Here is a 26887-nt window from a genome sequence, read left to right on the forward strand (position 1 = left end):
ACAGTTGCCGATGATAATCAAGATTTGTTTCAGCAAACAAACGCGCTAATAAATTAAGTTAAGGCAATGCTGATTAGCCTTATTAAAACAATTAGAAAATAAAAGCTTTTGGCCTTCAGCCTTCTGCTTTAAGCTCAACAAAATGAAATTATTCGACGTATATCCAATCAATCCAATAAATATAGTAAGAGGCCAGGGTAGCCTTGTATATGATGCCCAGGACAACGAATACCTTGACATGTACGGCGGTCACGCTGTAATATCTATCGGGCACACACATCCCCACTATGTGAAGCGCGTAGAAGATCAATTGCACAAACTGGGTTTTTATTCCAACTCCATCGAAATCCCTATCCAAAAAGAACTGGCCACCAAATTAGGCAAAGTATCAGGCAAAGAAGATTATCAACTATTCCTTTGCAATTCGGGTGCTGAAGCAAACGAAAATGCTTTAAAACTGGCATCGTTTTATAATGGCAAAAAGAAAGTTATCGCATTTACCAAGGCATTTCATGGCCGTACATCTTTAGCAGTTGCGGTTACCGATAACCCAAAGATTGTTGCCCCTATTAACGAAACCGACAATGTAATATTTTTACCCTGGGCTGATGAGGCTGCTTTGGCACAGGCTTTTGCCGATAACGAAATATCCTCTGTAATTATCGAGGGCATCCAGGGCGTTGGCGGTATCCAGGTAGCACCAGAAAGTTTTCTGCAAAAAATCCGGTCGTTATGCGATGAGTATAACGCAGTTTTTATAGCCGACTCGGTTCAATGTGGTTACGGGCGTACCGGTAAATTCTTCTCGCAGGATTTTGCAGGAGTTGATGCCGATATATACAGCATGGCCAAAGGAATGGGCAATGGTTTTCCGGTTGGTGGTATCATTATTTCGCCAAAAATACAGCCGGCTTATGGCATGCTGGGCACTACTTTCGGTGGCAACCATTTGGCTTGCGCCGCCGGATTAGCCGTGTTGGAAGTAATGGAACAGGACAGCCTGATGCAAAATGCTGCCACAGTTGGCGAGTACCTGATAAAGGAACTTAAAAAACTGGAGCAGGTAAAAGAAGTCAGGGGTCGCGGTCTGATGATCGGGATTGAATTGCCCGAAGAGTTATCCCATGCCCGTAAAGAACTTTTATTTAAACACCATATTTTTACAGGCGAGGCTAAACCTAACGTAGTAAGGTTATTACCTGCTTTGAACTTAACCAGGGCTCATGCGGATAGGTTCCTGGAAGCCTTTGTAGATGTTTTAAATCAATAGATCGCAATATATAATAATCCCGACTGATGAAACTATTTTCTTCTGTAAACGACGTTACCGATATTGATGCCCTTGTAAAAGAGGCATTGGCGCTTAAGCAAAACCCTTATGCCAACCAGGAATTGGGCAAAAATAAAACCCTTGCATTGGTGTTTTTAAACCCAAGCCTGCGTACCCGTATGAGCACGCAAAAAGCGGCCCTTAACCTGGGCATGAATGTGATGGTGCTTAACATCGATAAAGAAGGATGGGCGTTGGAGCTACGCGATGGCGTTGTAATGGACGGCACAACTGTTGAGCATATCCGTGAAGCGGCGGGCGTTATGGGGCAGTATGCCGATATTATTGGCGTACGTTCATTCCCCGGCTTGCGTAACCGCAAGGAAGATTATAGCGAAATGATATTTAACAAGTTTGTAGAGTTTTGCAAAGTACCGGTGGTGAGCCTGGAATCGGCTACCCGCCACCCTTTGCAAAGCCTTGCAGATTTGGTTACCATAACTGAATTAAAAACCACGGCGCGCCCTAAAGTTGTATTAACCTGGGCGCCGCATATTAAGCCGCTGCCGCAAGCCGTACCGAATTCATTTTCCGAGTGGATGTGCAAGGCTGACGTTGATTTTACCATCGTACAGCCCAAAGGATATGAGCTTTGTGCCGATTTCATTCAAGGTGCAACTATCAGTTATAACCAGGATGAGGCATTGGCAGGCGCCGATTTTATCTACGTAAAAAACTGGTCGGCCTATGAGCCGTACGGTAACATATTAGGCAAAAATGAGGAATGGATGCTGACCAATGAAAAATTGAAATTAACCAATGATGCTAAGGTGATGCATTGCTTACCCGTTCGCCGCAACTTAGAGCTGTCTGACGAGATTTTGGACGGGCCTAACAGCATTGTTGTACATGAAGCCGGTAACCGCGTTTGGGCGGCCCAGGCAGTGCTAAAGCAAATGCTGGAAAGCTTGTAGTTAGCTTTTATAGATGCACATATTTAGCAAAAACTTAACTCTTGATTCTCGAGAACTATGTACATACCAGCTTTCAATAAGTTTCCCGACCAGCAAGAGGCCGTAAGTTTTATGCAACGCTACAGCTTTGCAACTATTATTACTGCTGATCATGATGTGCCGGTTGCTACCCACCTCCCCTTTTTGATTGAGCAGCATGATGATAAACTGGTGCTGTTATCTCATTTTGCCAAAGCAAACCCACAGGCATTGGCTATAATTAATAAACCCGTATTGGTGATATTCACCGAACCACATGCTTACGTATCGCCCAGCAATTACGAAAAGGAAACTAATGTACCTACCTGGAATTATTTAGCTGTACACGCCTACGGAAAAGCAAGTTTATTAGCCGAAGGAAATGAAACTGCCGAATTGTTAGCTAAAATGATAAACAACTATGAAGCGGGCTATCTGCAACAATGGGATAACCTGCCCGATGATTACAAGCAAAAGATGATGAAAGGCATTGTGGCATTTGAAATCGTCGTCGACGATTTGCAAGGCAAACAAAAGCTAAGTCAGAACAGATCAGTACTTGAGCGTGAAAACATCATCAACACCTTAAGTAAAAGCGAGGATTCCGCTGAAAGCGAGATCGCCAAATATATGTCGAAATTAAAATAGCATTTATTCGATATACTTAGATGCCCTGTTTATCATAGCATTAAGTGTAAGTCCCTGAACTATTACCGAGAATATCACTATAAAATAACTTCCAGAGAGAATAAGATGACGGTAAGGCGTATTTGGCAGAGTTAGCGCCAGTGCTATGGAGATACCTCCCCTTAATCCAGCCCAGGTCATTACGTTAATATTGCTGTAATTTACCTTTAATGATCGCCTTAAAAAAGTAAGCGGCAACATAATACTCAGCCAGCGCGCTATCAAGATAAACACAATAGATATGCTCCCGGTAACCCAATAGTTGTTGACGAATGGTAAATTGATAAGCTGTAACCCGATCATTACAAACAAAATAGTATTCAGCATTTCATCAACCAATTGCCAAAATTTTTCCAGCGATTCATGCGACCGCTCTTTATTATCCTGGTTGATGGAATGGCTCCCGGCAAACAGACCTGCGGTCACCACTGCTAACGGTATCGAAAATTCGAAAATGGTGGCCAATACCGATAAGCCCATCACCAATGCCAACGAGATAAGCACAATGGTTTGAAAATCCTTTACCGATTTCATCAGTCGTTGCGCAAGGTACCCAAAAACAGCTCCTGCTATAATCCCCAGCAAAACTTCCTTTAAAATGAGTACAACTACTTTCGAAGCTTCTATATTTTTTTCGCCTACATTGGTTATTTCAAGTAAAATCACAAATAACACCAAACCTACGCCATCGTTAAACAGCGATTCGCCCGAAATAATGGTTTCCAGGTGCGCAGGCAATTTTGAATTTTTAACAATTGCCGAAACCGCCACCGGGTCGGTTGGCGATACTAAGGCTCCAAACAGCAGGCAATAAATAAGTGGCATATGAATATGAAAAAATGGAGCCAGGTAATACAACAGCGAGCCAAAAATGGCAGTAGATAATATTACCCCTAAGGTACTTAGCACCAGCACAGGCCGCATTTCTTTTTTAAGTTTTTTTCCATCGAGGTTAAACGCGCTGGAAAACAGCAGGAAACCCAGCATAATATTGAGCACCACCTTCGAGAAATCGATATTCTTGGCAAGGGTTGTTAAATACCCGGCTGTTGCGGGATCCAGTTTATCAACAACTAATATAACAATAGAAACTATGGTGGCTATCAAAACAATACCGATGGTACCCGGAAGTTTTATAAAGCGCGCATTTAGGTAGGAAAAAAATGCGCTTACGATAACCAATAAAGCAATAACAACAAACAGATCCATAGGCGTTTACTTTTTAACTAATAAAATAAACGCCGCAATGTTTTAAACAACTGATTTTATTTCGACTCAGGATCCGTCATCCGAGTTTCCGTATCAAAATAACGCACTATCAATCGGTTGTCGCTGTTTTTATTAAAATAGTTAATAGCCCAGCTAAAAAATATAATTCCCTTATTGGTAAAACCAGCTAACGACATTAAATGGACAAAGCCCCACAATAACCAGGCAAAAAATCCCTGGAAATGCAGCTTGCCCAAATCGGCCACGGCTTTGTTACGACCTATTGTTGCTAACGATCCTTTGTCTTTATATTTAAACGGAACTGTAGCCTGGTTATTCAATATCCTCACCAGGTTTTTGGCAAGCCACTCTCCCTGCTGAATAGCCGCAGGTGCCACTCCCGGATGCCCATTTGGTGTATCGGGTGTTATCATGGCCGATACATCGCCAATAGCGAAAATATTACTATAACCGTTTACTTTATTAATTTCATCAACCTGTATGCGGTTACCCCTGGTAATATTAGTCTCGGGTAAGCCGGCAGGCACCTCGCCTTTCACGCCAGCTGCCCATAAAACATTGCGGGTAAGTATGGTAGTACCGTCATCTATTTTAAGCAAAACGCCATCGTAGCTTTGCACGTGCACACTATTGTAAATGGTGACGTCCATGTCTTCTAAAAACTTTTTTGCTTTTGCCGATGCTGCCTGCGAGAAGGCGCCAAGTACAACATCCTTACCCTCAACCAGGTAAACTTTCATATTATGTTTACGTAAGCCGTGATAATCCTTCATCAGAATTAACTGGCGCATTTCGGCAAGTGCGCCGGATAACTCCACACCGGTTGGCCCTCCGCCTACTACAACAAAAGTCATCAAAGCTGCTTTCTCTTCCGGGTCTTTGGTAACCAACGACATTTCGAGGTTTTGCAATATCAAACTACGCAGGTTTAATGCCTCGGGGATATTCTTCATCGGCATAGCAAAATGCTCAATTTCTTTGTTGCCAAAAAAGTTAGTATTCGATCCTGTTGCAATAATCAGGTAATCATAATATACAGTGCCAATATTAGTGGTGAGTGTATTAGTTTCAGGATGTATCTGTTCAACTTCTGCCAGTGCAAACCTGAAATTATCTTGCTTTGTAAAAATCCTCCGGATTGGAAAACCAATAGAATCGGCAGCGATGGAACCGGCAGCTACCTGGTAAAGCAACGGTTGAAATGTATGGTAATTATGTTTATCAAGCAGCAGTACGTCTACCGGTGCATTTTTAAGGTTTTTAGCTAATTCCAGTCCGCCAAAACCGCCGCCAATGATCACTACACGTGGCTTTGTACCTTTCTTTTTATCCATAGGGAAAATTTACAGCAAGTTTAATGCCTTAAACTGAAGTATACTAATTATTTCATAATCAAATTGTAAACTTACAATACTGTAACCAGATAATCATTTTTGAATGATTTTTATAAGAAATAGACTATAATTTCTTATTTTTAACAGATTTTTCTTAAAAACAGAGTCAAATTGATAAGTGCCGTGTTAAATTACTGTGAAGAATGAACAAAAGTGATACAGTTTCTATTAAATCGACCGAAATAGCGGCCAAAAAAAGTCTGCATGTTATCAAAATCGGCGGAAATGTAATAGATAACTCCGAAAACTTATATCATTTCCTGAAAGATTTTGAAACGCTGGATGGCTTTAAAATATTGGTACATGGCGGTGGTAAGGTAGCAACACAAATAGCGGGAGATTTGGGCATTGAAGCAAAGCTTGTTGATGGCCGGCGCATAACCGATATAGAAACGTTAAAAGTGGTTACCATGGTATACGGTGGCCTCATTAATAAAAACATAGTAGCTCAGTTACAACGCTTTGGCAATAACGCCATAGGGCTTACCGGCGCAGACGGTAATTTTATTAAAGCAAAAAAACGCCCGGTAAAAACTATTGATTATGGTTTTGTGGGCGATATAGACGAAAACTCCATCAACCCGGGCAATATAAGCAGGTTAATGGAGGCGGGTTTTACTCCAGTATTTTGCGCGATAACGCACGATGGAGAAGGGCAGTTGCTAAATACTAATGCCGATACTATTGCATCGGCATTAGCGGTAAATCTGGCGTCGTTGTATGATACAACCCTGATTTATTGCTTTGAGAAAAAGGGTGTTTTACAGGATATTGATGACGAAGATTCATTGATACGCGAAATTAACCCGGAGCACTACGAAGAATTAAAAAAAGAACGAATTATACACAGCGGTATGCTGCCTAAACTCGATAATGCATTTACAGCGATAGCCTGCGGCGTAAAAGCAGTAATAATTGGCAAAAGCGACGATTTAGGAAATATAAAGAATAACAAACCATTTGGAACTCGTTTAAGTAAAACCACATGAACGCATCACAGCAAATAGCCATTTTGGGCTCTGGAAACATCGGGCTTTCATTAGCCAAAGGGTTGGTTAAAGCAGGTATTTGCAAACCTCAGCAAATAACACTTACACGCAGAAATGCAGGTGCACTGGCAGATTACGCCGCTTTAGGCTATCATACCACCGATAACAATTTAAAAGCCGTTAAAAAATCGGATATTATAGTTTTGGCAGTTTTGCCACAGCAATTGAATAAGTTACTTGACGAGATAAGGCCCGCCATCAAGCCCGAAAAACAACTCCTGATATCAGTAATATCCGGCGTTAGTTGCAGCGACATTCGCCAGCAATTGGAATTAAACGTACAGGTGGTGCGTGCTATGCCTAATACGGCGATAGCCATTGGCCACTCCATGACTTGTATTGCCACCGATAACGGTACCAATAAAAATATCAACCTGGTAAAATCACTTTTTGATACCGTTGGTGTAAGCATTCAGATTAATGAAGAATTAATGACATCGGCTACCGCACTTTGTGCCTGCGGTATCGCCTTCTTTTTGCGCTCTATCCGCGCTGCATCGCAAGGCGGCACCGAGATTGGTTTCCACGCCGGCGACGCCTTGAAGATGGCTGCGCAAACGGCCAAAGGCGCTGCCGATTTGTTATTGCAGCTATCATCGCACCCCGAACAGGAAATTGATAAGGTAACCTCGCCAAGCGGTTGTACCATTGCCGGGCTTAACGAGATGGAACACAATGGCTTTAGTTCGGCCATGATAAAGGGCATTAAGTTATCTGCCGAAAAGGCCGGCGACCTTTATAAAAAGGAAGAGCATTAATATTGACACACAAATTGTCACAGATTTTTTCTAATTACACGAATTAGATTGGTTCAAGACAATGCTGCAATACACTAATTAGTGCCAGTTTTTTCGAATTTTACGAGTTTGATTGGCGTAAAGGCAGTTATATCATATAAGGTTTTCATATCTAAATAGACAAAAATTTGTTTTTTATTCGTGTAATTCGACAAAATTCGTGTCTATTCGTGTTTTAAAATAATGTTAACAGTAGAAAAAATCGGCGGTACATCCATGACCGCATTGGGTGATGTGATCAAAAACATTATCCTGTTTGAGCGCAGCGGCGACCAGCTTTACAACCGCATCTTTGTAGTATCGGCATTTTCGGGGGTGACCAACCTCCTGCTCGAAAATAAAAAAACCAAGGCCCCTGGTGTTTATCACCGTTTGGCAACTTATAAGGATTTTCATAAGCCCCTTAAAGAACTTATTGTTAAACTAAAGCAACTCAATAAAAACTACGAAGGCCTTGGCTTAAACCTTGCCCAGGCTGATGCCTTTATTGAGCAACGTCTTAAAGACGCACAAACCTACCTGGAAAATATCGCCAATATCCTTGCCTCTGGTTATGTAAATAAAGCCGATGTGTTGCTGGCCGCACGCGAAATCCTGGCATCGATAGGCGAAAGTCATTCGGCGTTTGTATTTGCCAATGTCCTGCAAAACATGGGCATCAACGCCACTTTTGTTGATTTGAGCGGCTTCCATGATCACCGGTCCTTAACTATCGATCAACGTATCCGGAAGGATCTGCAGCACATTGATTTTGCCGGCACCATTACTATTGTAACCGGTTACGCCAAAGGCACTGAAGGTATTATGCGCGAGTTTGACCGCGGCTATTCTGAAGTTACTTTTAGTAAAATAGCTGTTGAAGTAAAACCACAGGAAGCTATCATCCATAAAGAATACCATTTATGTACCGCCGACCCGCAATTGGTAGGCGTTGAAAATTGTTTCCCGGTAGGCAATACCAACTACGATGTGGCCGACCAATTGGCTGATGTGGGCATGGAAGCTATCCATCCAAAAGCATCCAAACCATTAGAGATCAATGATATTGACCTGAGAATAAAAAACACTTTCCAACCCGAACATCCCGGCACATTAATTACACGCGAGTACATATGTGATAAAAAAAGGGTTGAAGTAATTACCGGAACCGAGCACGTAATGATGATTGATATATACGACCCATCGATGGTGGGCAACGTAGGTACCGATTTTCATATCATGCAGCTGTTTTATAAATATGGCGTAAGCTATACTTTTAAGGCCACAAGCGCCAACAGTATCTCGATTGTAATATGGGATAAGGATTTTAATAAAAAGCTGATACAGGAGCTTGAAGATGACTATGAGAAAGTAACTGTAGAAAAAATGGCCATGGTATGCCTCATCGGTTCTAATATGGATCAGCCAGGCTTATTAGCCAAATCGGCAACAGCGCTGGCACAAAAAGGCATCAATATTAAAAGCTGTGGCTTTGCCCTGCGCAAGGTAAACATCCAGTTTTTGGTTGCAAGAGAAGATTTTGCCGAAGCTATAAAGGCCTTGAATAAGGCGATGATATAATTTGAAAGCAAATCAGGGGATGAAAATTGTAGTAGAAATACTCAATTGTCATCCCCTCACTTTTCCATTTTTATCGCCTTTATACTGTAAATATTCAGCATGGTTAATAGTTCTGTTAAATAAACATCCACATTTCCAAGCCTGATAGTTTTAGGAGCATGGCGTATTAAAATCTGGCCAGTTGAAATTTGCTTTGCAACCGGATACATTTTAATTATGAGTGAACCATTCTCTTCCTCAATCTCCTCAATATCTGTCCAATAATATTTTGCATTTTTAACATGGTCATAAATACAAACCTCATCAAATTCAAGCTGAGGCTCTTTATTTATTGCCACTATTATTGATTTTAAATTGTAGTAGAACAGGCTGATGAGATTAAACGCAAAGCCTATGTATATAAACCAATTTGCCACTGGTGGAATATTCCGGCTAAAAGAGATAACAAGTATCCATATTACAGCTACCACTAATTGCAAAATCAACCCAGCACCAAATTTAAAATAGTATTTCATCCTTCATCAAATGTAACAAATTACCCTAAAGTAACTAAGCTTTTACTTTTCGGATTATCCCGTATCTTCTCCTCCCTACATTGTAACTTTCACGTGGCTAATTTTTATAAACGAGCTATTTTGAGCATATTTAATGGTTAACAAAGTTGATATGCGTAAACTTTTACTAATAATCCTTTTGTCGGCTATCTACGTCAGCCTATCCGCTCAAACAATCTCAAAAAAACCTTTGGATCACGCTGTTTTTGACGGATGGCAAAGCATAACCGGCCAGCGGATAAGTAATGGTGGTAAATGGATTATGTATGTTGTGAAACCGCAGGAGGGCGATGCCTGCCTGGTGATAACTGATACAAAAAACACAACCAAAGTTCAGATACCACGTGCCGATACGGCGCGTTTCAGCAGCGATGGTAAATTTGCGGTATTCCAGATCAGGCCGTTTTTTAAAGATACCAGGCAAGCTAAGATCAAGAAGAAAAAACAATCGGAATTCCCAAAAGATACTTTAGGATTTATTTCGCTTTCGACACAAAACATCATCAAAATACCGTCAGTCAGAAACTTTAAAATAGCCGAGAGCGCCAACGTAATTGCCTATCTGTCTGCTGCTGATACTATAAAAAAACCTTCGCCTGGCGATACCTCCAAAAAAGCTATTAAAGAAACTACCGCACCGTCAACACAAGACGGTGCCGACCTTACGGTAAAACAACTGGCAGGTACAATAACCCATACCTTTAAATACGTCACCGATTACCAGGTAAGCAAAAATGGTAAGCTGGTGGCTTTTGCGGTTACCGCGCCGGTAAGGCAAAAACAATTTACTTCTGGCCTGTACGTTTTTGATGTGGATAAGAACGCAGTAAAAGCTATCAGCAAAGTCCGGGGCAATTACCACAACATAACCATTGATGACGCGGGCAGGCAAATTGCTTTTGCCGCCGAGAAGAACCCCGAAAAAGCCTTGATAAAACCATTTAAACTTTACTATTACAACATAACCCGCGACAGTGCTACCGTAATAGCCGCTGAAGGATTAGAAACCATGCCCGATAAATGGGCCGTGAGCGGCGATGGTAAAATATATTTCAGCAAGAGTGGCACAAACTTGTTTTTTGGCACTGCCCCTATCCCCAAACCGGCCGATACTACTATTGTTGATTTTGAAGTAGCCCGGCTTGATATCTGGAACTATAAAGATGATTACCTGCAGCCCCAACAGCTCAAGAACCTGCAAAAAGAACTTAAAAGAAGCTACCTGGCTATAATCAGGCCCGAAGATCCAACGTCTAAACAGGTGCAATTGGGCAGCAAGGCTATTCCCGAAGTTTTTGTGGCCGAGAATAAGGACGCGCGTTATGTTTTGGCACTAACAGATACCGGCGCACGCGTACAATCCCAATGGGAAGGCGACACCAAACAGCAAGCCATTTTAATTGATACTAAAAGCGGCAACAAACGGCTGATAAACCAAGGTGTAAAAGCGAGTTATCGCATCTCGCCGGACGGGCAGTACGTGATATGGTTCAATTTTGCCGATCAGCAGTGGTACAGCTACCAGATCATGACCGGCGCAAAAACCAACCTGACAAAATCAATCGGCACAAAAATGGGCGACGAACTGAATGATGTACCTAACTACGCCCAGAATTACGGCTTAGCAGGCTGGACAAAAGACGATAAGGCCGTATTAATTTACGACCGGTACGATATCTGGAGCATTGATCCCGCAACGGGCGAAGCCACCAACTTTACCAACGGTATAGGGCGCAAAAACAAACTCATTATCAGGTACGACATTACCGATCCCGAACAAAAGTTTATTCCCACAAAACAGCCTATGTGGTTGCTGGCACAGGACGAAGAAACAAAGCAATGGGGATATTTTGTAAAAAAGCCCGAGAGTAAATCCCCGCCTGAAAAGGTAACCTGGGGCAAATACAGCTATGGCGATTTAACCAGGGCAAAAAAGGCAGCAATTTACATTTACACCAAAGCCAATTATGAATCTTCTCCGGATTTATACGTATCAACCGACCTGAAGAAAGAGACCAAACTTAGCAGTATCAACCTTCAACAGGCCCAATACAACTGGGGAACAGCCGAACTGGTGCACTGGACTACGCCTAAAGGCTATAAGTCGACCGGTATTTTATATAAGCCGGAGGATTTCGACGTCAACAAAAAATACCCCATGGTAGTATATTTTTACGAAAAACTATCCGAAGGATTATATAATTACCTGCCCCCCGCACCTACCCCGTCGCGCCTGCCCATTTCATTTTTTGTAAGTAACGGCTATCTGGTTTTTGCACCTGATATTAGCTATGAAACGGGTCATCCCGGCGCTTCGGCGGTTGAATTCATCAACTCGGGAGTTGAATCATTGAAAAAGAATTCGTGGGTTGACGGCGCTCATATAGGCATCCAGGGACAAAGCTGGGGCGGCTACCAGGTGGCGTACCTGGTTACCCAAACCAATATGTATGCCGCGGCCTGGGCCGGCGCTCCGGTTGCCAACATGACTTCGGCATACGGCGGTATTCGCTGGGAGTCGGGTGTTAACAGGCAGTTTCAATATGAGAAAACGCAAAGCCGCATTGGCGCAACATTATGGGAAAAGCCGGAATTGTATATCGAGAATTCGCCGTTGTTTCAACTTCCCAAAGTACAAACCCCTGTAATGATCATGAGTAACGATGCTGACGGCGCGGTGCCCTGGTACCAGGGGATAGAAATGTTTACAGCCCTGCGCCGCCTGGGTAAACCGGTTTGGCTGCTGCAATATAACGGCGAAGCACATAACCTGGTTCAGCGGCAAAACCGCAAGGATATTACCATACGCGAGCAACAATATTTTGACCACTTTTTGAAAGGTGCGCCAATGCCTGTTTGGATGGCCAAAGGTGTACCCGCTGCGGATAAGGGTAAAGACTGGGGCTTTGAGTTGGTAAAATAGGCGAGCCGCTTTAAATCTCCCCAGGGTAAACGCATCCAAATAGCTAATGGAATGAGTTTATGGCGTCGGTAAGATATAAGCATCAAACTACACTTTGTTTTTATTGGCTGATCCTGGTTAAATGATCCGGCTGCCGAAGGGACTTGTATTGGCCAACAACATGCACAAGTATTTGGACGCGCCTAAATTGCGCAATCAGTTTAGTGTTAACCATGATAAAATACAAAATATTGATTATCAAATATTTATAAATATTTTATCTAAAATGTGTTAAGTTATGTTAACCCAATTAGTTTGCCCTGTAAATCTCCCCTAAAGTGGAGACTTCTTATTTTATCAAACGCCCTTCCCCTTTCAAAAAAGGAAGTTCGGAAACAACAAAGCCGGATTATTAATTAGTCCGGCTTTGTTGTTTTATATGATGAGTTGTTTATATCTCTCTGTTTGCGTCCCATTTTTCAAGATAATCGGCTACCCGGCGTACAAATGAGCCCCCTAAGGCGCCATCAACAACCCTGTGGTCATATGACAACGACAGGAACATCATGTGGCGGATGGCTATTACATCTCCCTGCGGGGTTTCTATTACAGCCGGTTTTTTCTTGATGGCGCCAACTGCCAGTATGGCTACCTGTGGCTGATTAATAATTGGCGTACCCATCACATTGCCAAACGATCCCACGTTAGTTATTGTAAATGTACCATCTCTTACATCGTCAGGTAATAATTTACCGGTACGGGCACGGTTGGCCAGGTCATTAACTGCCTTGGTAATCCCCAGCAGGTTTAACTCATCGGCTTTTTTAATCACCGGCACTATCAGGTTACCACTTGGCAGGGCGGTTGCCATGCTGATATTGATAGCTGCCTTCTTTATAATTTGCGTACCATTAACCGTTACATTGATCATCGGGAAATCTTTGATCGCCTTAACTACGGCCTCAATAAATATCGGGGTAAAGGTTATTTTTTCGTTCTCACGTTTTTCAAAGCTGCCTTTCACCTTTTCGCGCCATAAAACCAGCCCGGTTACATCAGCCTCAACAAATGAGGTAACATGCGGCGAGGTTTGCTTGCTCATCACCATATGATCGGCAATCAGGCGGCGCATCCTGTCCATCTCGATGACCTCATCAACACCAGATACCGAACCTGAGGATGATGCAGGCTGTGCAGGTGGAACTTCGGCCTTTGGTGCAGACACCGTTTCCGGTCCGGATACAGGTTGTGGCTCCGGAACCATTGTTGGTTCTTTCACTTGCTCAGGCTCAAACGCAGCCGCCGGCTTCTCGGTTACCGGGCTTTCTACCGGCGCGGCAGCACTTGTTGGCTCAACAGTTTGCGATACTGCAGCAAAGGGCGGTTCAGGTACTGCCTCTTTTTGAGCGGCAACCGGCGAATTTTTATATTGAATATAACTTAACAGATCGTCTTTGGTCAAACGGCCTTCAGATCCGGTACCGGGAATACGGTCGAGTTCATCAATGCTGATATTTTCCTGGCTGGCTATATTACGTACCAACGGCGAGTAAAACCGTCCCTCACCTTTAAAATTCTGATCATAAGGCGATGGCGCCTGGGGTTCAAGCTGTGCAATGCCCGGTATATCTGCAGGTGCTACAACATCGGGTTGATATTCTGCAACCTCTTGATTTTCAACTACAGGGGGCTGTGCATCGTACCTAACCTCATTAAACGGGGTGTATTCCTTAAAATCATCCTGACTTTCATCAACCGGTGCCGATTCTGCTATGTGAGGTACTTCAATAGCAGGAATTGTTGTTTCAACTTCCGGCGCTGACTTAGAATCGGATCCGGCAGTTGCATGTTCCGGCTCATCGGTTTCAATAATGGCAATTATCGCCCCTACCTGCACTACATCATTCTCCTGGTATAATTGCTCTATTAACCTACCGGCAACGGGTGACGGCACGTCTGAATCAACTTTATCAGTCGCAATCTCCATTACTGCTTCGTCGGCATCAACGCGATCTCCTGGATTTTTGTTCCATTTAATTACGGTTGCCTCCGCAACGCTTTCACCCATTTTTGGCAATAATAGTTGATATTTGGCCATAGATACAAATTATGCTTTCGCACAAAATTATACATTTTGCAGCTTAATCTACAACATCTGTTAGTAAAGTATTCAACATGGCTAATGCCGTTACAGCACTCCTTTCGATGTTTTGCTGCCTTTTATTGCCAAATGTGTATTTCTTTACTAACAACCTGCCCCTGCCTGCAACGGCAATCCACACAGTACCAACGGGTTTATCATCGGTGCCCCCATCGGGCCCTGCTATCCCCGTTATGGATATGGCAAAATCCGACCTGAAATTTAACAACGCCCCCTCTACCATTTCTTTCACAGTTTGCTCGCTTACCGCTCCAAAAGCCGACAAAGTTTCTGGTTTTACCCCAAGAATATGCTCCTTCAACTCATACGAATACACAATTCCACCTCCAAAAAATACTTTTGATGAGCCGGCATGCTGGGTAAAAAGATGAGAAAGATATCCGCCCGTGCAGCTTTCGGCCACCGATAAGGTTAGCCCTTTTTGGGCCATTTTATTAAGTATCGCTTTTTCTAAAGGAATATCTTCGGCAACAACAAAAACACGGCCTATGCGCTCAATTATTTTTCCGGCAAATTCATCAACGTCATTTTGCATCAGTGCAATATCATCGCCAAAAGCACTCAGCCGCAACCTAACCTGACCTAATTTGGGTAAATAAGCCAACTTAATATATGATGGCAATGCATCTTCAATATCCGCTATCCTTTCGGCCAAAAAAGACTCGCCTTCGCCAACCGTTAAAAGTGTTTTGTGAATGATTGAAGGCAATTTCAACGTGGCTTTTAACTTTGGTATTACACCATCTTCCATCATATACATCATCTCGAAGGGAACACCCGGCATCGATACATATATCACCCCATCATGGTTAAACCACATACCAGGCGCGGTACCGTTTTTGTTTAATATGATCTCGCAGTTTGATGGCACCTGAGCCTGTAGCCGGTTAATTTCGAGCAGAGGACGGTTATATTTAGCAAAAATACGCTCCACATTTTCCAATGCTTGCTTGTTTTCTACCATATCGGCCTTAAAATACTCCGCCAATGTTTTTTTGGTGATGTCATCTTTCGTTGGGCCTAATCCTCCGGTAATAAAAATAACTTTAGCCCTGCCTGCGGCCTCGGCCAATGCTTTAAGTATATGTTCCTTATCGTCAGATACCGACGAGATCTGTTTTACTCTTATTCCTATTTTATTAAGCTCCTTAGCCATCCAGGCCGAATTGGTATCAACAATTTGTCCTATCAGTATTTCGTCGCCAATGGTTATGATCTCTGCCAGCATAATAATTAATAAAAAGTCCTGTTACTTGAGTAGTCGTTTCTTTTACTCAGCTTCAAGTCCTGCAAAATAGTAGATTTTACCTTTAATGTAACATTATATGATTTTAAATAACCAAAAGGCACCCATTGAAACGAAAGGTCCCAGCAATGCAAATCGCGATAAATAGAAAATGAGGTAGCGCTGGCCAGTTTCATGGCCTTAAAATCGTAGTTGGTTGAGTATTGAATTTTCCATTTTTGGGTGATGCTAACATCGCCGCTTATCATAAGGGTATTGCTGGTAGATACCTGGTTAAGATAATTACTGTAGCTATAACTGTAGTTTAAGGATATATTCCAGGGTACGTTAAAATCGATATATGAATTTGGATCGCTGTTTACCAGCGCCAGACGTTGTAATTGCGGGGAACCTGCCCCTTGCAAGGTATTCACATTAGGTGTACCCGGCGCTTTGGCCGATGTGGAATTTAAGCTGCCGCTCATAGATATACTCAGTTGGTTTAACTGCGGAAACTGACCGTTTGACCACCTGAACTTATTAACCCGCTGGCTGGTGCGTACAATAGTATTGTTAGCAATAGAATCATGCACAGCGGTAACATAAGGATCAAATGAGCCGCTAAAACTAATATTCACCTTTTGTTTAAAAATAGCGGTGTGACCCGAAAACTGAATATTGGCCAATTTCATGGAGTCGGCGGCAAAATTGTAAAAACTTGAAAATGATAAGCCTTGTAAAAGGGTAATCTTTCTATCGGTGCCTGATGTATCGGTGCTTTTGGCTTTTAACTTGGCCTCGATTGTGTTATCAAGCGCGAAGCTGATGCCTGCCTGTTTACCCGACGATGGATAGCCATAGACGCCGTTTTCAAAAATTGAATATCTTTGATAGGTGTAAGGGTATGGCACGCTTGCCTGGCTTACCGCGGTTTTATAATACCCGTAGCTTGGGTCGCTAAAATCAGGGGTGTAACCAAAACCGATTGAAGGGGTCATTACGTGCCTTATAGCTTTTAAATTGCCTTTAAAGTTTAAGGTACCGTATAACTTGGTTGATAGGCCGGTACTTAAACTGTAGTTGCCTGCACGCTTAAATCCCTGTAATGTATCAACCAATAACTGATCAGAGTTGCTGATGCTTCCGCGTTCAAAATGTTTGTTTACACTTTGAAAATACCAGCGCTCAGTATAATTTACGCTGCTGTTAAACTGAAAATATTTAAGCACGTTTAACCCAAGGCTTACCGGTATCTGGTGTTGAAAACCATTTTGCAACCGTTTGGTAACTGTGCTTTTAAACAACTCAGACTCGGGAATGTTGTTTACTTTATTGGTAGCATTCATGTTATAACTCACGGTTATTTTTTGATACCATTTTTGCTCACCAACCCTGTCTTTTGAGTCAAACGGGTTAATTGACGACATTCCAAAAGCAATAGTTGGCAACTCGATAGTGATTGTTTTGTTGGCTATATCCTGGCTGTGGCCAATACCGACACTTAGGTTAAAGGGCGTACCCGCCCACGTTTTGCCATAGGATATACTTGAACGTAAGCTACTTTGCGCCGCGGTAACTACGTTATAATTTGACGTTGACGGATTGCGCGAAAAATAACCCGAAGTACCAGCGTTTACCGATGCGCTGAATGTTGAGCCCGGATTAGCGCTCGGATCCTGTGAGTGCGTCCAATCTATATGGATATCTTTTACGGCAGGGTCGCCAGGCAGGCCGTAATTATGCGATCCATAACTTAAGGACAGGTTGCCGGTATATTTATAACGCACAAGATACCGCGCGGTAGAATTTACTTCATATGACCCCTTGGAGTAGATGGTACCAGTGGTAGTTAAATCCATATAATCGCTTAAGCCCAGGTAATAACCAAAGCCAGACAGTTTAAAGCCCAGTTTTGCATCCTCGCCAAAAGTTGGCAGGATAACCCCGGATGTTCGCGTATTGGGCTTCGGAAAAAAGCCAAACGGAATAGCCAGGGGCAGCGGTACCCCCTCAATTTCCAAATAAGCGGGGCCGGATATGATCCTGTTTTTTTCGCCGATACCTTTGGTTATCACAATACCAAAATGTGTATCCGGATAAGGCAAATCGCAGGTACTAAATATAACATTACGGTAGGCAACTTCGGTTTCGTTAAGTTTTTTTGCCTGCCCTCCTGATATAAAATTACCTTCCTGTTCAGATGCAGGGTTGTAAAGCTTTCCTTTTTTGGTGGTGTAATTAAACAACAGCGAGTCGGATGCTATCGGTTTTTCATTTTTTGATTTAGACAAAGGCCGCCCAACATAACGCCTGGTACGCGGATCAATACTCCCGCTGGCGAAAATGAGGTGATTTTTTTGGTCGACCCTGATATAGTCTGCATCCAGCTCAAAATCCTCGTAAGTTACCCTTGCACGACCGTACAAGTATAAAATATTATGTTCGTTATCAACAATTGTCGAATCTTCGGCCACTGCCTTAACTTCCGATTGGATGCCCCCTTTCTTTTTTGTTGTATCAGTTTCAGGCAACTTGGTTTGGGGCTTACCCGGTATTGTTGGCTTACCCTGGCTGTTTTTGTTTTTATTGGTATCCGCTTTAATAACGGTATCTACAGCAGGAGTGATGTTAAAAGTATTGCTTACACCCTGCCCATCTGCATTTAGATTTGGCTTATTTTGCTTAGATTTCTTAACTTTAAGGAGTTTTCTATCTTTTGCCTTAGTAGTGTCGAGTTTAATAATCGTATCTGCAACGGCCTTGCGGCTATACCTGTTATATGTACCTTTGCTTTCGGCAACCAGTACATTTACCGTTAAAATAATTGCAAACAGAAAAAAAAGAGTTATGAATTTCAAAATTGATTATGAATAGTATTTTTGCAGATATAGTTAACAGCGTTCAAAAATAATGAAAAATAGGGCATTGAAAAGATTGATTTATAGTTTATCGGCATTGTTGTTACTCCTTTCATCGTTCCCACTTATTTCTTACGGCCTCATCAAAACAGATACGGTTGTTAATTCGGGTTTCAAAATAAAAACTATTATCGTTGATGCTGGTCATGGCGGCAAGCCCACCGGGACGGGGCATTTCTCGCACGGAGCATCAGGAAGTTTTTCTTCGGAAAGAAATGTAACGCTTGCTATCGCTTTAAAATTGCAGGCTGCAATAGAAAAAGATATGGCTGGGGTAAAAGCCGTTTTAACCCGGTCGACAGAGGACGATGTATCATTTGAACGCCGCGCCGAAATAGCAAACGAAAACAAAGGCAATATTTTTGTATCTATACACTGCAACTCACTATCTGACAGGCATGTGCGCGAGCAAGTTGGCACAAAACGCCATAAGCCGGTTTACCGTACGGTAAGTGTACCAGACCGCTCCGGCAAAGGAGTATTATTGTTGGTTTACGGTTTACACCGGTCAAAAGAAGAGGAAAGGACCATCGTTCACAACCAGGTTGAGGAAGATTCGGGAATGGACGCCGGATTAGATCCCGACGATCCCATTACTATCATTTTAACCAACGAGTATAAAAGAAAATTCAGGCAGCAAAGCATCAAACTGGCAACTTTAATTAATAATGAATTTGTTGAAACCGATGGGCGGCCAAGCGAAGGTTTACGGGAACAAGGTATTTACGTACTTTGCCATACCGCAATGCCATCCGTTTTGGTTGAAACAGGCTATATTAATAACCCAAGCGATGAAGCGTACCTAAACTCGGAAGATGGACAAAATGAAATTGTGAGTTCAATTGTGCGTGCGCTGTTAAATTATAAAAACGAAGTGGAGCATGTATCGCAATAATTTACATACGAATTTGTTACTAATTATATCGAATTTCACGAATTATAAAAGTTGAATATAAACATGATAAGAGACACTAATTTTCAATAATTAAAATGAATTGCAAGAATCATAAAATTAATATAGATACGAGCCATTCTTCAATTCGATACAATTCGCGATAATTAGTGTGTATAAAAACTTAATCAGTTGTTCAAACGTATATTGCTTATAACATCACCTGTGCCGCGGGCATTGCCAGCAAAAACATTTAAACATAATCACACTACTTAATGAAAATTTCAAACGAAACAAAAATAGGCGCCCTTACGGTTATTGCTATCACTATACTCGTTTTAGGATACAGCTTTTTAAGGGGTAACGATGTATTTTCGGGATCAAATAAGTTTTACGCCGTATACAACAGTGTTGAAGGCCTCGGCGTATCAAAACCTGTACTGGTAAATGGTTTCCAGATTGGCCGTATTTCAAAAATGGAGCTTCAGCCGGATGGCCGCACCATAGTTGAATTTAAGATTGAGGAAAAATACGATGTCCCGAACAATACCCTGGCCAAGCTGGAAAGCACTGATCTTTTAGGTAGCAAAGCCATTGTTTTTGAATTAGGCAATAGTAAAATACTTGCCGAAAACAAAGACACTTTGAAGGCCGACATACAGGGAAGCCTGGCCGAGAGCCTGCAGCCGATACAAAAAAAAGCCGAAATGCTGATTACCAAGCTCGATTCATCGTTAGCGGCCATCAACAAGATCCTGAACCCAAATTTTCAGAAGAATGTTGACCGCAGTTTTATGAGCATTGCCAACTCCCTGCAAACCCTGGAAGGTGTTACCAAAAAAATAGATAACCTGGTTGGAACCCAAACCAAACACATTGATGTAATACTGTCGAATGCCGAAGTAGTATCATCTAACCTGAAGACGAGCACCGTACATATAAACGGTATGGCTACTAATTTTGAAAAAATAAGTAACGATATAGCTGCATCGAACATCAAAAACACCTTAGATAACGCCAATAAGGCCATGGCCGATTTACAGGCAACTATCGCCAATATCAATTCGACCAAAGGAACTTTGGGCTTGTTGATGAACGACGATAAGGTTTACAAAAACATGGATGCCGCCACCAACAGCCTAAACAACCTGTTGCTCGATTTAAAAGCTCATCCTAAACGTTACGTGAGTTTCTCGGTATTTGGCGGTAAAAAAGATTAAAAAAAAGAATTAAGAGTTTAAAGCACAAAAGCCGGGTAAATGAAATTTATCCGGCTTTTGTGTGTAGGCAGGTATTTATCACAAATTCGAGAGGCTTTCGTAAATTCCGTCGTACTGTATCGGGTTAGCTGTGACCATCACTTATAAGGAACAAAAGCAACCGCATGAATGTAAGGCGAATGTGCATAGTTGGTCATCGCTTTATACCTGGTGACATCGCACCAAACCAAATGGCACGAACTCTTTAGGAATTCGTGCCATTCGTTATATTCAAAAAATCAGCCTCTAATCAAATTCGTGAAATTCGGCTCAATAGTCAAATTAGTGTTTATGCTTTTTTAAAGTGATCGATGATCAGGTTGGCAAGCTCCACACCTATTCTTTCCTGTGCCTCATTGGTGGCAGCACCAATGTGAGGGGTTAAAGAAATTTTAGGGTGTTTCAGTATCTCTTCGCGGGGGGTTGGCTCGTTATCAAATACGTCTAAAGCTGCAAATGAAACCTGGCCGCTGTTTAACGCGTCAACTAAAGCCAATTCGTCAATTAAACCACCGCGTGAAATATTTACAAAGCCAACACCTTTTTTGGTCAATGCCAATTCTTCGGCACCAAACAGGGCCTTGTCAATAAACGGCGTGTGCAGGGTAATGAAATCGGCCGTTTTGGTTACCTCTTCTAAAGTTGAAGTTTTTACACTTACCTTAACGGTTGTACCACCACCTAAAACAATATCCAACTCGGGGTTAAAAGGGAATAAATCATAAGCCAAAACTTCCATACCAACGCCGATAGCTATTTTAGCCACCTCTCGGCCGATACGGCCAAAGCCAACAATACCTAAAGTTTTACCGCGCAGTTCGATACCTTTTGCGTAAGCCTTTTTCAGGTCGTTAAATTTTGTGCCGCCTTCAACCGGCATTTTGCGGTTGCTATCTGGCAAAAACCTAACCGCACCAAATAAACTGGCAAAAACAAGTTCGGCAACTGATAATGAAGATGACGCAGGCGTATTATAAACGCTCAGGCCTTTTTCCCTTGCATATTCTACATCAATGTTATCCATACCAACACCGCCACGGCCAATCACTTTAAGATTTGGGCAGGCATCAATAAGGGCTTTACGTACTTTAGTTGCGCTACGTACAGTAATGGCATCGTACTCTTGTAACCGCACAGGTAATTCATCCTGCGGAATGTTATTGGTATCAACAATAAAACCGGCTTCTTCTAAAAGCTGTTTTCCAATCGGGTCGATACCGTCATTAGCTAATATTTTGATCATCTTATTTTGTCATTAGTCATTGGTCATTAGTCATTGGTCTATCCGCCATCCAAAATGACTAATGACCAATGACTGATGACTAAATTATTTATTTGATTCAGCAAACTCCTGCATTACGTCAATCAGGGCGTAAACGCTGGTTATTGGCAACGCGTTGTAAATTGATGCGCGGAAACCACCAACGCTTCTGTGGCCTTTGATACCTACTATACCTCTTTCGTCGCATAGTTTCAGGAATGGTTTTTCCAGTTCAGGATTTTCCATTACAAAGGTTACATTCATGTGCGAGCGATCTTCTGTAGCGCAAACCGGTTTAAATAACGGGTTGCGTTCAATCTCGTCATATAATACGCGTGCTTTGGTGATGTTTTCCTGCTCGATAACTTCAACGCCGCCTTTGGCTTTTAACCATTGCAGCGTAAGCATCGATACGTAGATAGCAAAACATGGAGGGGTGTTATACATCGATCCGCCTTCAATTTGTACCTGGTAATTAAGCATCGCCGGTATTTTACGGTCAACTTTACCTAAAATTTCGTCTTTAACAATAACTAAGGTAACACCTGCAGGGCCCATGTTTTTTTGAGCGCCGGCGTAAATTAAACCAAAGTCGGCAACGTTAATTTTACGGCTGAAAATATCTGACGACATATCGCAAACAACCGGTACCGGCGATTTTGGGAATTCCTGTAACTGTGTACCATAAATGGTATTGTTTGAAGTGATGTGGAAATAAGCCGCATCAGCAGGAATAGTATAATCTTTAGGGATGTAAGTAAAATTATCGGCTTTTGAAGAGGCAACAATCTCTACTTCGCCAAAAAACTTGGCTTCCTTTAAGGCTTTATTAGCCCAAACACCTGTTTCCAGGTAAGCGGCTTTGCCTGTTGAAGGCAATAAATTGTAGGGGGCCATGGCAAACTGCGTACTGGCGCCGCCTTGTAAAAATAATATCGAATAACCTTCTGGCACATCAAATAATTCTTTTACCAATGCAACAGCTTCATTCAAAACTGCTTCAAATTCTTTCGACCTGTGAGAGATCTCCAGCAATGATAATCCTGTACCATTAAAATCAATAACCGCCTCGGAAGCTTGTTTTAAAACCTCCTGAGGTAAAATGCCTGGTCCGGCACCAAAATTATGTTTCATATAATTAACGAATTGTAGGTTCTGAATACTTGATTAGGAACTTTGTATTTAGTTGGGCCGAAGTTAATCAATTTGACAAAATTCATAGGATTAATTTACGTTTTTTGAAAAAATATACAATTAATCAACAAAAGCCTTTTTGATTGCAAATATCAAATTTATCCTATAAGGTTGGTAGTAATTATTACAATTGTAATAACTTTTAAGGGTGTTTGAGGTTATATATTGCATCGGCCGGTATGGCCGATGAGAACACAGAACTGCCCGCAACAAGCACATTTGCACCTGCTTGCAATAATTCTTTAACATTATTTTGATCTACACCGCCATCAACCTCGATAAATAAGCCCGGATTTTTCCTTTCACTCAGGGCCTTCAAATCGTTAAGCTTTTTGTAGGTATTGGCAATAAACTTTTGGCCGCCAAAGCCAGGATTAACAGACATAATGAGTACCATATCCAGGTCGGCTATTATATCCTCAAGCAAAGCTACGGGCGTATGCGGATTAAGGGCGACTCCTGCCCTGCAGCCAAGCTCTTTAATAGCTTGTACGGTGCGATGTAAATGCGGGCAGGCTTCGTAATGAACAGTGATACCATTGGCACCGGCATCTTTAAACGCCTTAAGGTACCTATCAGGATCAACAATCATCAGGTGAACATCCAGCGGTTTGGTGGCATGCCTTTTTGTGGCAGCAACAACCGGGAAACCAAAAGAAATATTTGGCACAAACATGCCATCCATAATATCAACATGCACCCAATCAGCTTCGCTGTTATTGATCATTTCAATATCGCGTTGCAGGTTGGCAAAGTCGGCCGCTAAAATAGATGGCGCTATCAGATGGTTCATGTGCAAATATATAAATCCCCAACATTGCAATTGGCAATTATTTGTAAAGTTTTATCTTAAGTAAACATCTGCACATCTAAAATCTGCATATCTGCACATATGCAGCTTAATCGCAGTTTAGCAACAAGTCATAGTACTTTTTCATCAGTACTGTATCGTAGTTTACAAGCGATTGATAGGCTTCTGATACCAGCTCATTCAAAATTGATGAGCCAAGCTGACCACCTCCATTGGGAATGGAGTCATAATACAGTATTAATTCTTTAACCCGGATGATCTCATATAGCAGCAATTGAACTAAATCGGTTTGTGTAGCCGATTGTATTCCCTGCGGATTGCTATTAAGAAAATCTAAAGGATCATTTGTAGCAGGGGTCATCGTTTTTACAAGCAGGATCGGATTTTATGGTTTATTCAACTATCTATGAACTGATATAAAGTTTAAACATCCCACTTTTGTTTTAATTTTTTCAAAAAAAGTGTAAAAAAAACAAGCAAAAATAACAAAACCCTCATAAAGAGGGTTTTGCACATATAATATTTACAATTATTTTTCGGATTTTGGAGCTTCCGGCCTTGGTAACAGTGCTTTACGCGATAATTTAAGTTTACCTTGTTTATCTACATCAAGCAATTTAACCCTTACCTCGTCGCCAACCTCAAATATACCGTCCATTTTTTCGATCCTGCGGTGGTCTATTTCAGATATGTGTAACAAACCATCTTTACCTGGCATTATCTCAACAAATGCGCCAAATGGCATAATTGATTTTACTTTACCTTCGTATATCTCGCCAACTTCTGGCTTAGAAGCAATGTTGCGGATACGCGATAAAGCCTGATCGATAGATGCCTTATTGTCGGCAAAAATCTGAACGATACCCTGGTTGTCTTTTTCTTCGATAGAAATAGTTGCACCGGTTTCGCGTTGCATTTCCTGGATAATTTTACCACCGGGCCCGATAACTGCACCAATAAATTCTTTATCAATTTTGATGGTAACAATACGCGGAGCATGTGGCTTCAGATCAACACGAGGGGCAGTAATGGTTTTAGCCATTTCGCCAAGGATATGTAAACGACCATCTTTGGCCTGGTTTAAAGCGTTAGTTAACACTTCGTACGATAGGCCATTGATTTTCAAGTCCATTTGAACGGCAACAATACCGTTGGCAGTACCGGTTACTTTAAAGTCCATATCACCTAAATGATCTTCGTCGCCCAGGATGTCAGATAAGATAGCATATTTAGTACCCATTTCGTTGGTGATCAATCCCATCGCGATACCAGATACCGGCGATTTGATTTTGATACCAGCATCCATCAAAGCCAATGTACCGGCACAAACCGTAGCCATTGACGATGAACCGTTTGATTCAAGAATATCAGAAACAATACGGATGGTATATGGATTTTCATCCTCAGATGGTAGTACTTGTTTTAACGAACGCATAGCCAGGTTACCATGACCAATTTCGCGGCGACCAGCACCCCTGTTAGGACGAACCTCGCCGGTTGAGAAACCCGGGAAATTATAATGCAACAGGAATTTTTGGTAACCATTGATGAACGCGCCATCAATCATTTGCTCATCATCTTTTGCACCTAAAGTAACAGTGGTTAACGATTGTGTTTCGCCACGGGTAAATACGGCAGAACCATGTGCAGACGGCAAATAACCAACTTCGCTCCAGATAGGGCGAATCTGGGTAGTTGAACGGCCATCTAAACGCTTGCCTTCATCTAATACCAGGTTACGGATAGCATCATACTCCACATCATGGTAGTATTTTTTAGCTAAGAATTTAGTAACCTCATCAATTTCGCCTAAAGTAGCGATATAGGTATCACGAACTTCTTTGAATTTTGCTGAGCGCTCGTCTTTTGCAGATGCAGAAGAAGCGATTGCGTAAACCTGGTCATAAGTAGCAGCATAGATTGCTTTTTTCAAATCTTCGTTGCTGTTTTCATGGCAGTAAACACGTTTTTCGGTTTTGCCAACTTCAATAGTTAACTCTTTTTGAGCTAAACATTGAATTTTGATAGCAGTGTGTGCAAATTTAATAGCTTCAACCAATTCAGCTTCCTGGATCTCTTTCGATTCACCTTCAACCATGTTGATATCGTGCTCGCTACCTGCAACAATAAATTCTAAAGTAGCATGCTCAAGCTGGGTTAAAGTTGGGTTAATTACCAACTGACCATCAATTTTTGCAACACGTACTTCAGAGATAGGGCCATTAAAAGGAATATCAGATACAGCTAATGCTGCCGATGCTGCCAAACCGGCAAGGCAATCGGGCATGATATCTTTATCGGCAGAAATTAAAGAGATCATCACTTGTGTATCAGCGTGATAATCTGAAGGGAATAACGGGCGTAAAGCACGGTCAACCAAACGCGAGATTAAAACCTCATAGTCTGACAAACGCGCTTCGCGGCGTAAAAAGCCACCCGGGATACGACCGGTGGCAGCGTATTTTTCCTGGTAATCAACAGAAAGGGGTAAAAAATCAACTCCCTCTTTCGCTTCCGGCGACGATACTACGGTAGCCAATAACATGGTATCACCCATTTTAATAACTACAGACCCATCTGCCTGTTTGGCCAGTTTACCTGTTTCGATCTCAATGGTGCGGCCGTCACCTAAATCAATAACTTTTTTAATTACGTTTAAACTCATCTTCTTTTTGTTGTGGTGCACTTTTCATCTTTCGGAGCGCACCGGTTTTTTATGTGTGTGTATAAT

The 26887-nt window shown here is 42.0% G+C and carries 20 protein-coding genes; 9 read left to right on the forward strand and 11 right to left on the reverse strand.

The window, feature by feature from the left end:
* Window positions 1-142 precede the first annotated feature (142 nt).
* Genes ACFGVS_RS07315 through ACFGVS_RS07325 form a run of 3 tightly spaced genes read left to right on the forward strand, consistent with a single transcriptional unit; the run spans window position 143 to window position 2910 of the window.
* Window positions 143-1270: an aspartate aminotransferase family protein gene (locus ACFGVS_RS07315; RefSeq protein ID WP_439698077.1), complete on the forward strand. Its 1128-nt coding sequence runs from the start codon at window positions 143-145 to the stop codon at window positions 1268-1270.
* Window positions 1271-1296: 26 nt separating this feature from the next.
* Window positions 1297-2244: an N-acetylornithine carbamoyltransferase gene (locus ACFGVS_RS07320; RefSeq protein ID WP_439698078.1), complete on the forward strand. Its 948-nt coding sequence runs from the start codon at window positions 1297-1299 to the stop codon at window positions 2242-2244.
* Between the two features lie 57 nt (window positions 2245-2301).
* Window positions 2302-2910 (forward strand): FMN-binding negative transcriptional regulator, encoded by a 609-nt coding sequence (locus ACFGVS_RS07325; protein WP_439698079.1) that lies wholly within the window; start codon window positions 2302-2304, stop codon window positions 2908-2910.
* 3 nt (window positions 2911-2913) lie between these two features.
* Here the strand turns inward: ACFGVS_RS07325 and ACFGVS_RS07330 are convergent, their stop codons facing one another.
* Window positions 2914-4158, reverse strand: a complete 1245-nt coding sequence (locus ACFGVS_RS07330) for a cation:proton antiporter (protein ID WP_090647141.1) — start codon at window positions 4156-4158, stop codon at window positions 2914-2916.
* A 56-nt stretch (window positions 4159-4214) separates the two neighbouring features.
* Complete coding sequence (locus tag ACFGVS_RS07335; RefSeq protein ID WP_439698080.1) at window positions 4215-5513, reverse strand: NAD(P)/FAD-dependent oxidoreductase; 1299 nt, start codon at window positions 5511-5513, stop codon at window positions 4215-4217.
* Between the two features lie 203 nt (window positions 5514-5716).
* Between ACFGVS_RS07335 and argB the strand changes: the two genes are divergently transcribed.
* From argB to ACFGVS_RS07350, 3 genes are all read left to right on the forward strand, one after another.
* Window positions 5717-6562 (forward strand): acetylglutamate kinase, encoded by an 846-nt coding sequence (gene argB, locus ACFGVS_RS07340; RefSeq protein WP_439698081.1) that lies wholly within the window; start codon window positions 5717-5719, stop codon window positions 6560-6562.
* Window positions 6559-7380: a pyrroline-5-carboxylate reductase gene (proC, locus tag ACFGVS_RS07345; RefSeq protein WP_274212903.1), complete on the forward strand. Its 822-nt coding sequence runs from the start codon at window positions 6559-6561 to the stop codon at window positions 7378-7380. Before argB ends, proC begins: the two co-directional genes overlap by 4 nt.
* Window positions 7381-7602: 222 nt before the next feature.
* Entirely contained in the window at window positions 7603-8979 is a 1377-nt protein-coding gene (locus ACFGVS_RS07350; protein WP_439698082.1) for an aspartate kinase, read from the forward strand.
* Window positions 8980-9035: 56 nt separating this feature from the next.
* Here the strand turns inward: ACFGVS_RS07350 and ACFGVS_RS07355 are convergent, their stop codons facing one another.
* Window positions 9036-9494, reverse strand: a complete 459-nt coding sequence (locus ACFGVS_RS07355; RefSeq protein WP_274212901.1) for a hypothetical protein — start codon at window positions 9492-9494, stop codon at window positions 9036-9038.
* 229 nt (window positions 9495-9723) lie between these two features.
* On the opposite strand from ACFGVS_RS07355, the gene ACFGVS_RS07360 reads away from it, so the two are divergent.
* Complete coding sequence (locus tag ACFGVS_RS07360) at window positions 9724-12456, forward strand: prolyl oligopeptidase family serine peptidase (RefSeq protein WP_439698083.1); 2733 nt, start codon at window positions 9724-9726, stop codon at window positions 12454-12456.
* A gap of 430 nt (window positions 12457-12886) precedes the next feature.
* Here ACFGVS_RS07360 and ACFGVS_RS07365 read toward each other — a convergent pair whose 3' ends face one another.
* Genes ACFGVS_RS07365 through ACFGVS_RS07375 form a run of 3 tightly spaced genes read right to left on the reverse strand, consistent with a single transcriptional unit; the run spans window position 12887 to window position 18679 of the window.
* Complete coding sequence (locus tag ACFGVS_RS07365; protein ID WP_439698084.1) at window positions 12887-14533, reverse strand: 2-oxo acid dehydrogenase subunit E2; 1647 nt, start codon at window positions 14531-14533, stop codon at window positions 12887-12889.
* Between the two features lie 43 nt (window positions 14534-14576).
* The gene (locus tag ACFGVS_RS07370) at window positions 14577-15824 is read right to left on the reverse strand and encodes a competence/damage-inducible protein A (protein ID WP_439698085.1); all 1248 of its coding nucleotides are present in this window, start codon (window positions 15822-15824) and stop codon (window positions 14577-14579) included.
* Between the two features lie 5 nt (window positions 15825-15829).
* Complete coding sequence (locus ACFGVS_RS07375) at window positions 15830-18679, reverse strand: putative LPS assembly protein LptD (protein WP_439698086.1); 2850 nt, start codon at window positions 18677-18679, stop codon at window positions 15830-15832.
* 52 nt (window positions 18680-18731) lie between these two features.
* Here ACFGVS_RS07375 and ACFGVS_RS07380 point away from each other — a divergent pair, with 52 nt between their 5' ends.
* The gene (locus tag ACFGVS_RS07380) at window positions 18732-19634 is read left to right on the forward strand and encodes an N-acetylmuramoyl-L-alanine amidase family protein (protein WP_274212894.1); all 903 of its coding nucleotides are present in this window, start codon (window positions 18732-18734) and stop codon (window positions 19632-19634) included.
* Window positions 19635-19906: 272 nt separating this feature from the next.
* Complete coding sequence (locus ACFGVS_RS07385; RefSeq protein ID WP_090647093.1) at window positions 19907-20851, forward strand: MlaD family protein; 945 nt, start codon at window positions 19907-19909, stop codon at window positions 20849-20851.
* 328 nt (window positions 20852-21179) lie between these two features.
* On the opposite strand, the gene ACFGVS_RS07390 is transcribed toward ACFGVS_RS07385, so the two are convergent.
* From ACFGVS_RS07390 to pnp, 5 genes are all read right to left on the reverse strand, one after another.
* On the reverse strand, window positions 21180-22133 hold the full coding sequence (locus tag ACFGVS_RS07390; RefSeq protein WP_177183787.1) for a D-2-hydroxyacid dehydrogenase: 954 nt from the start codon (window positions 22131-22133) through the stop codon (window positions 21180-21182).
* A gap of 84 nt (window positions 22134-22217) precedes the next feature.
* The gene (gene serC / locus ACFGVS_RS07395) at window positions 22218-23285 is read right to left on the reverse strand and encodes a 3-phosphoserine/phosphohydroxythreonine transaminase (RefSeq protein WP_274212893.1); all 1068 of its coding nucleotides are present in this window, start codon (window positions 23283-23285) and stop codon (window positions 22218-22220) included.
* Window positions 23286-23487: 202 nt separating this feature from the next.
* Window positions 23488-24138 carry a ribulose-phosphate 3-epimerase gene (gene rpe / locus ACFGVS_RS07400; RefSeq protein WP_439698087.1) on the reverse strand — a complete coding sequence of 217 codons (651 nt, stop codon included), beginning with the start codon at window positions 24136-24138 and terminating at the stop codon, window positions 23488-23490.
* Between the two features lie 106 nt (window positions 24139-24244).
* Window positions 24245-24517, reverse strand: a complete 273-nt coding sequence (locus ACFGVS_RS07405) for a hypothetical protein (protein WP_090647080.1) — start codon at window positions 24515-24517, stop codon at window positions 24245-24247.
* Window positions 24518-24685: 168 nt separating this feature from the next.
* Window positions 24686-26821 (reverse strand): polyribonucleotide nucleotidyltransferase, encoded by a 2136-nt coding sequence (pnp, locus tag ACFGVS_RS07410; protein ID WP_090647077.1) that lies wholly within the window; start codon window positions 26819-26821, stop codon window positions 24686-24688.
* Window positions 26822-26887: the final 66 nt, after the last annotated feature.

The organism is Mucilaginibacter sediminis, assembly GCF_051903035.1.
Classification (GTDB): domain Bacteria; phylum Bacteroidota; class Bacteroidia; order Sphingobacteriales; family Sphingobacteriaceae; genus Mucilaginibacter.

Coding starts and splice junctions, on each gene's coding strand:
- pnp (WP_090647077.1), bottom strand. CDS start 26,821: ATGAGTTTAAACGTAATTAAAAAAGTTATTGATTTAGGTGACGGCCGC.
- ACFGVS_RS07325 (WP_439698079.1), top strand. CDS start 2,302: ATGTACATACCAGCTTTCAATAAGTTTCCCGACCAGCAAGAGGCCGTA.
- ACFGVS_RS07385 (WP_090647093.1), top strand. CDS start 19,907: ATGAAAATTTCAAACGAAACAAAAATAGGCGCCCTTACGGTTATTGCT.
- ACFGVS_RS07330 (WP_090647141.1), bottom strand. CDS start 4,158: ATGGATCTGTTTGTTGTTATTGCTTTATTGGTTATCGTAAGCGCATTT.
- proC (WP_274212903.1), top strand. CDS start 6,559: ATGAACGCATCACAGCAAATAGCCATTTTGGGCTCTGGAAACATCGGG.
- ACFGVS_RS07390 (WP_177183787.1), bottom strand. CDS start 22,133: ATGATCAAAATATTAGCTAATGACGGTATCGACCCGATTGGAAAACAG.
- ACFGVS_RS07335 (WP_439698080.1), bottom strand. CDS start 5,513: ATGGATAAAAAGAAAGGTACAAAGCCACGTGTAGTGATCATTGGCGGC.
- rpe (WP_439698087.1), bottom strand. CDS start 24,138: ATGAACCATCTGATAGCGCCATCTATTTTAGCGGCCGACTTTGCCAAC.
- serC (WP_274212893.1), bottom strand. CDS start 23,285: ATGAAACATAATTTTGGTGCCGGACCAGGCATTTTACCTCAGGAGGTT.
- argB (WP_439698081.1), top strand. CDS start 5,717: ATGAACAAAAGTGATACAGTTTCTATTAAATCGACCGAAATAGCGGCC.
- ACFGVS_RS07370 (WP_439698085.1), bottom strand. CDS start 15,824: ATGCTGGCAGAGATCATAACCATTGGCGACGAAATACTGATAGGACAA.
- ACFGVS_RS07315 (WP_439698077.1), top strand. CDS start 143: ATGAAATTATTCGACGTATATCCAATCAATCCAATAAATATAGTAAGA.
- ACFGVS_RS07365 (WP_439698084.1), bottom strand. CDS start 14,533: ATGGCCAAATATCAACTATTATTGCCAAAAATGGGTGAAAGCGTTGCG.
- ACFGVS_RS07380 (WP_274212894.1), top strand. CDS start 18,732: ATGAAAAATAGGGCATTGAAAAGATTGATTTATAGTTTATCGGCATTG.
- ACFGVS_RS07320 (WP_439698078.1), top strand. CDS start 1,297: ATGAAACTATTTTCTTCTGTAAACGACGTTACCGATATTGATGCCCTT.
- ACFGVS_RS07405 (WP_090647080.1), bottom strand. CDS start 24,517: ATGACCCCTGCTACAAATGATCCTTTAGATTTTCTTAATAGCAATCCG.
- ACFGVS_RS07355 (WP_274212901.1), bottom strand. CDS start 9,494: ATGAAATACTATTTTAAATTTGGTGCTGGGTTGATTTTGCAATTAGTG.
- ACFGVS_RS07350 (WP_439698082.1), top strand. CDS start 7,603: ATGTTAACAGTAGAAAAAATCGGCGGTACATCCATGACCGCATTGGGT.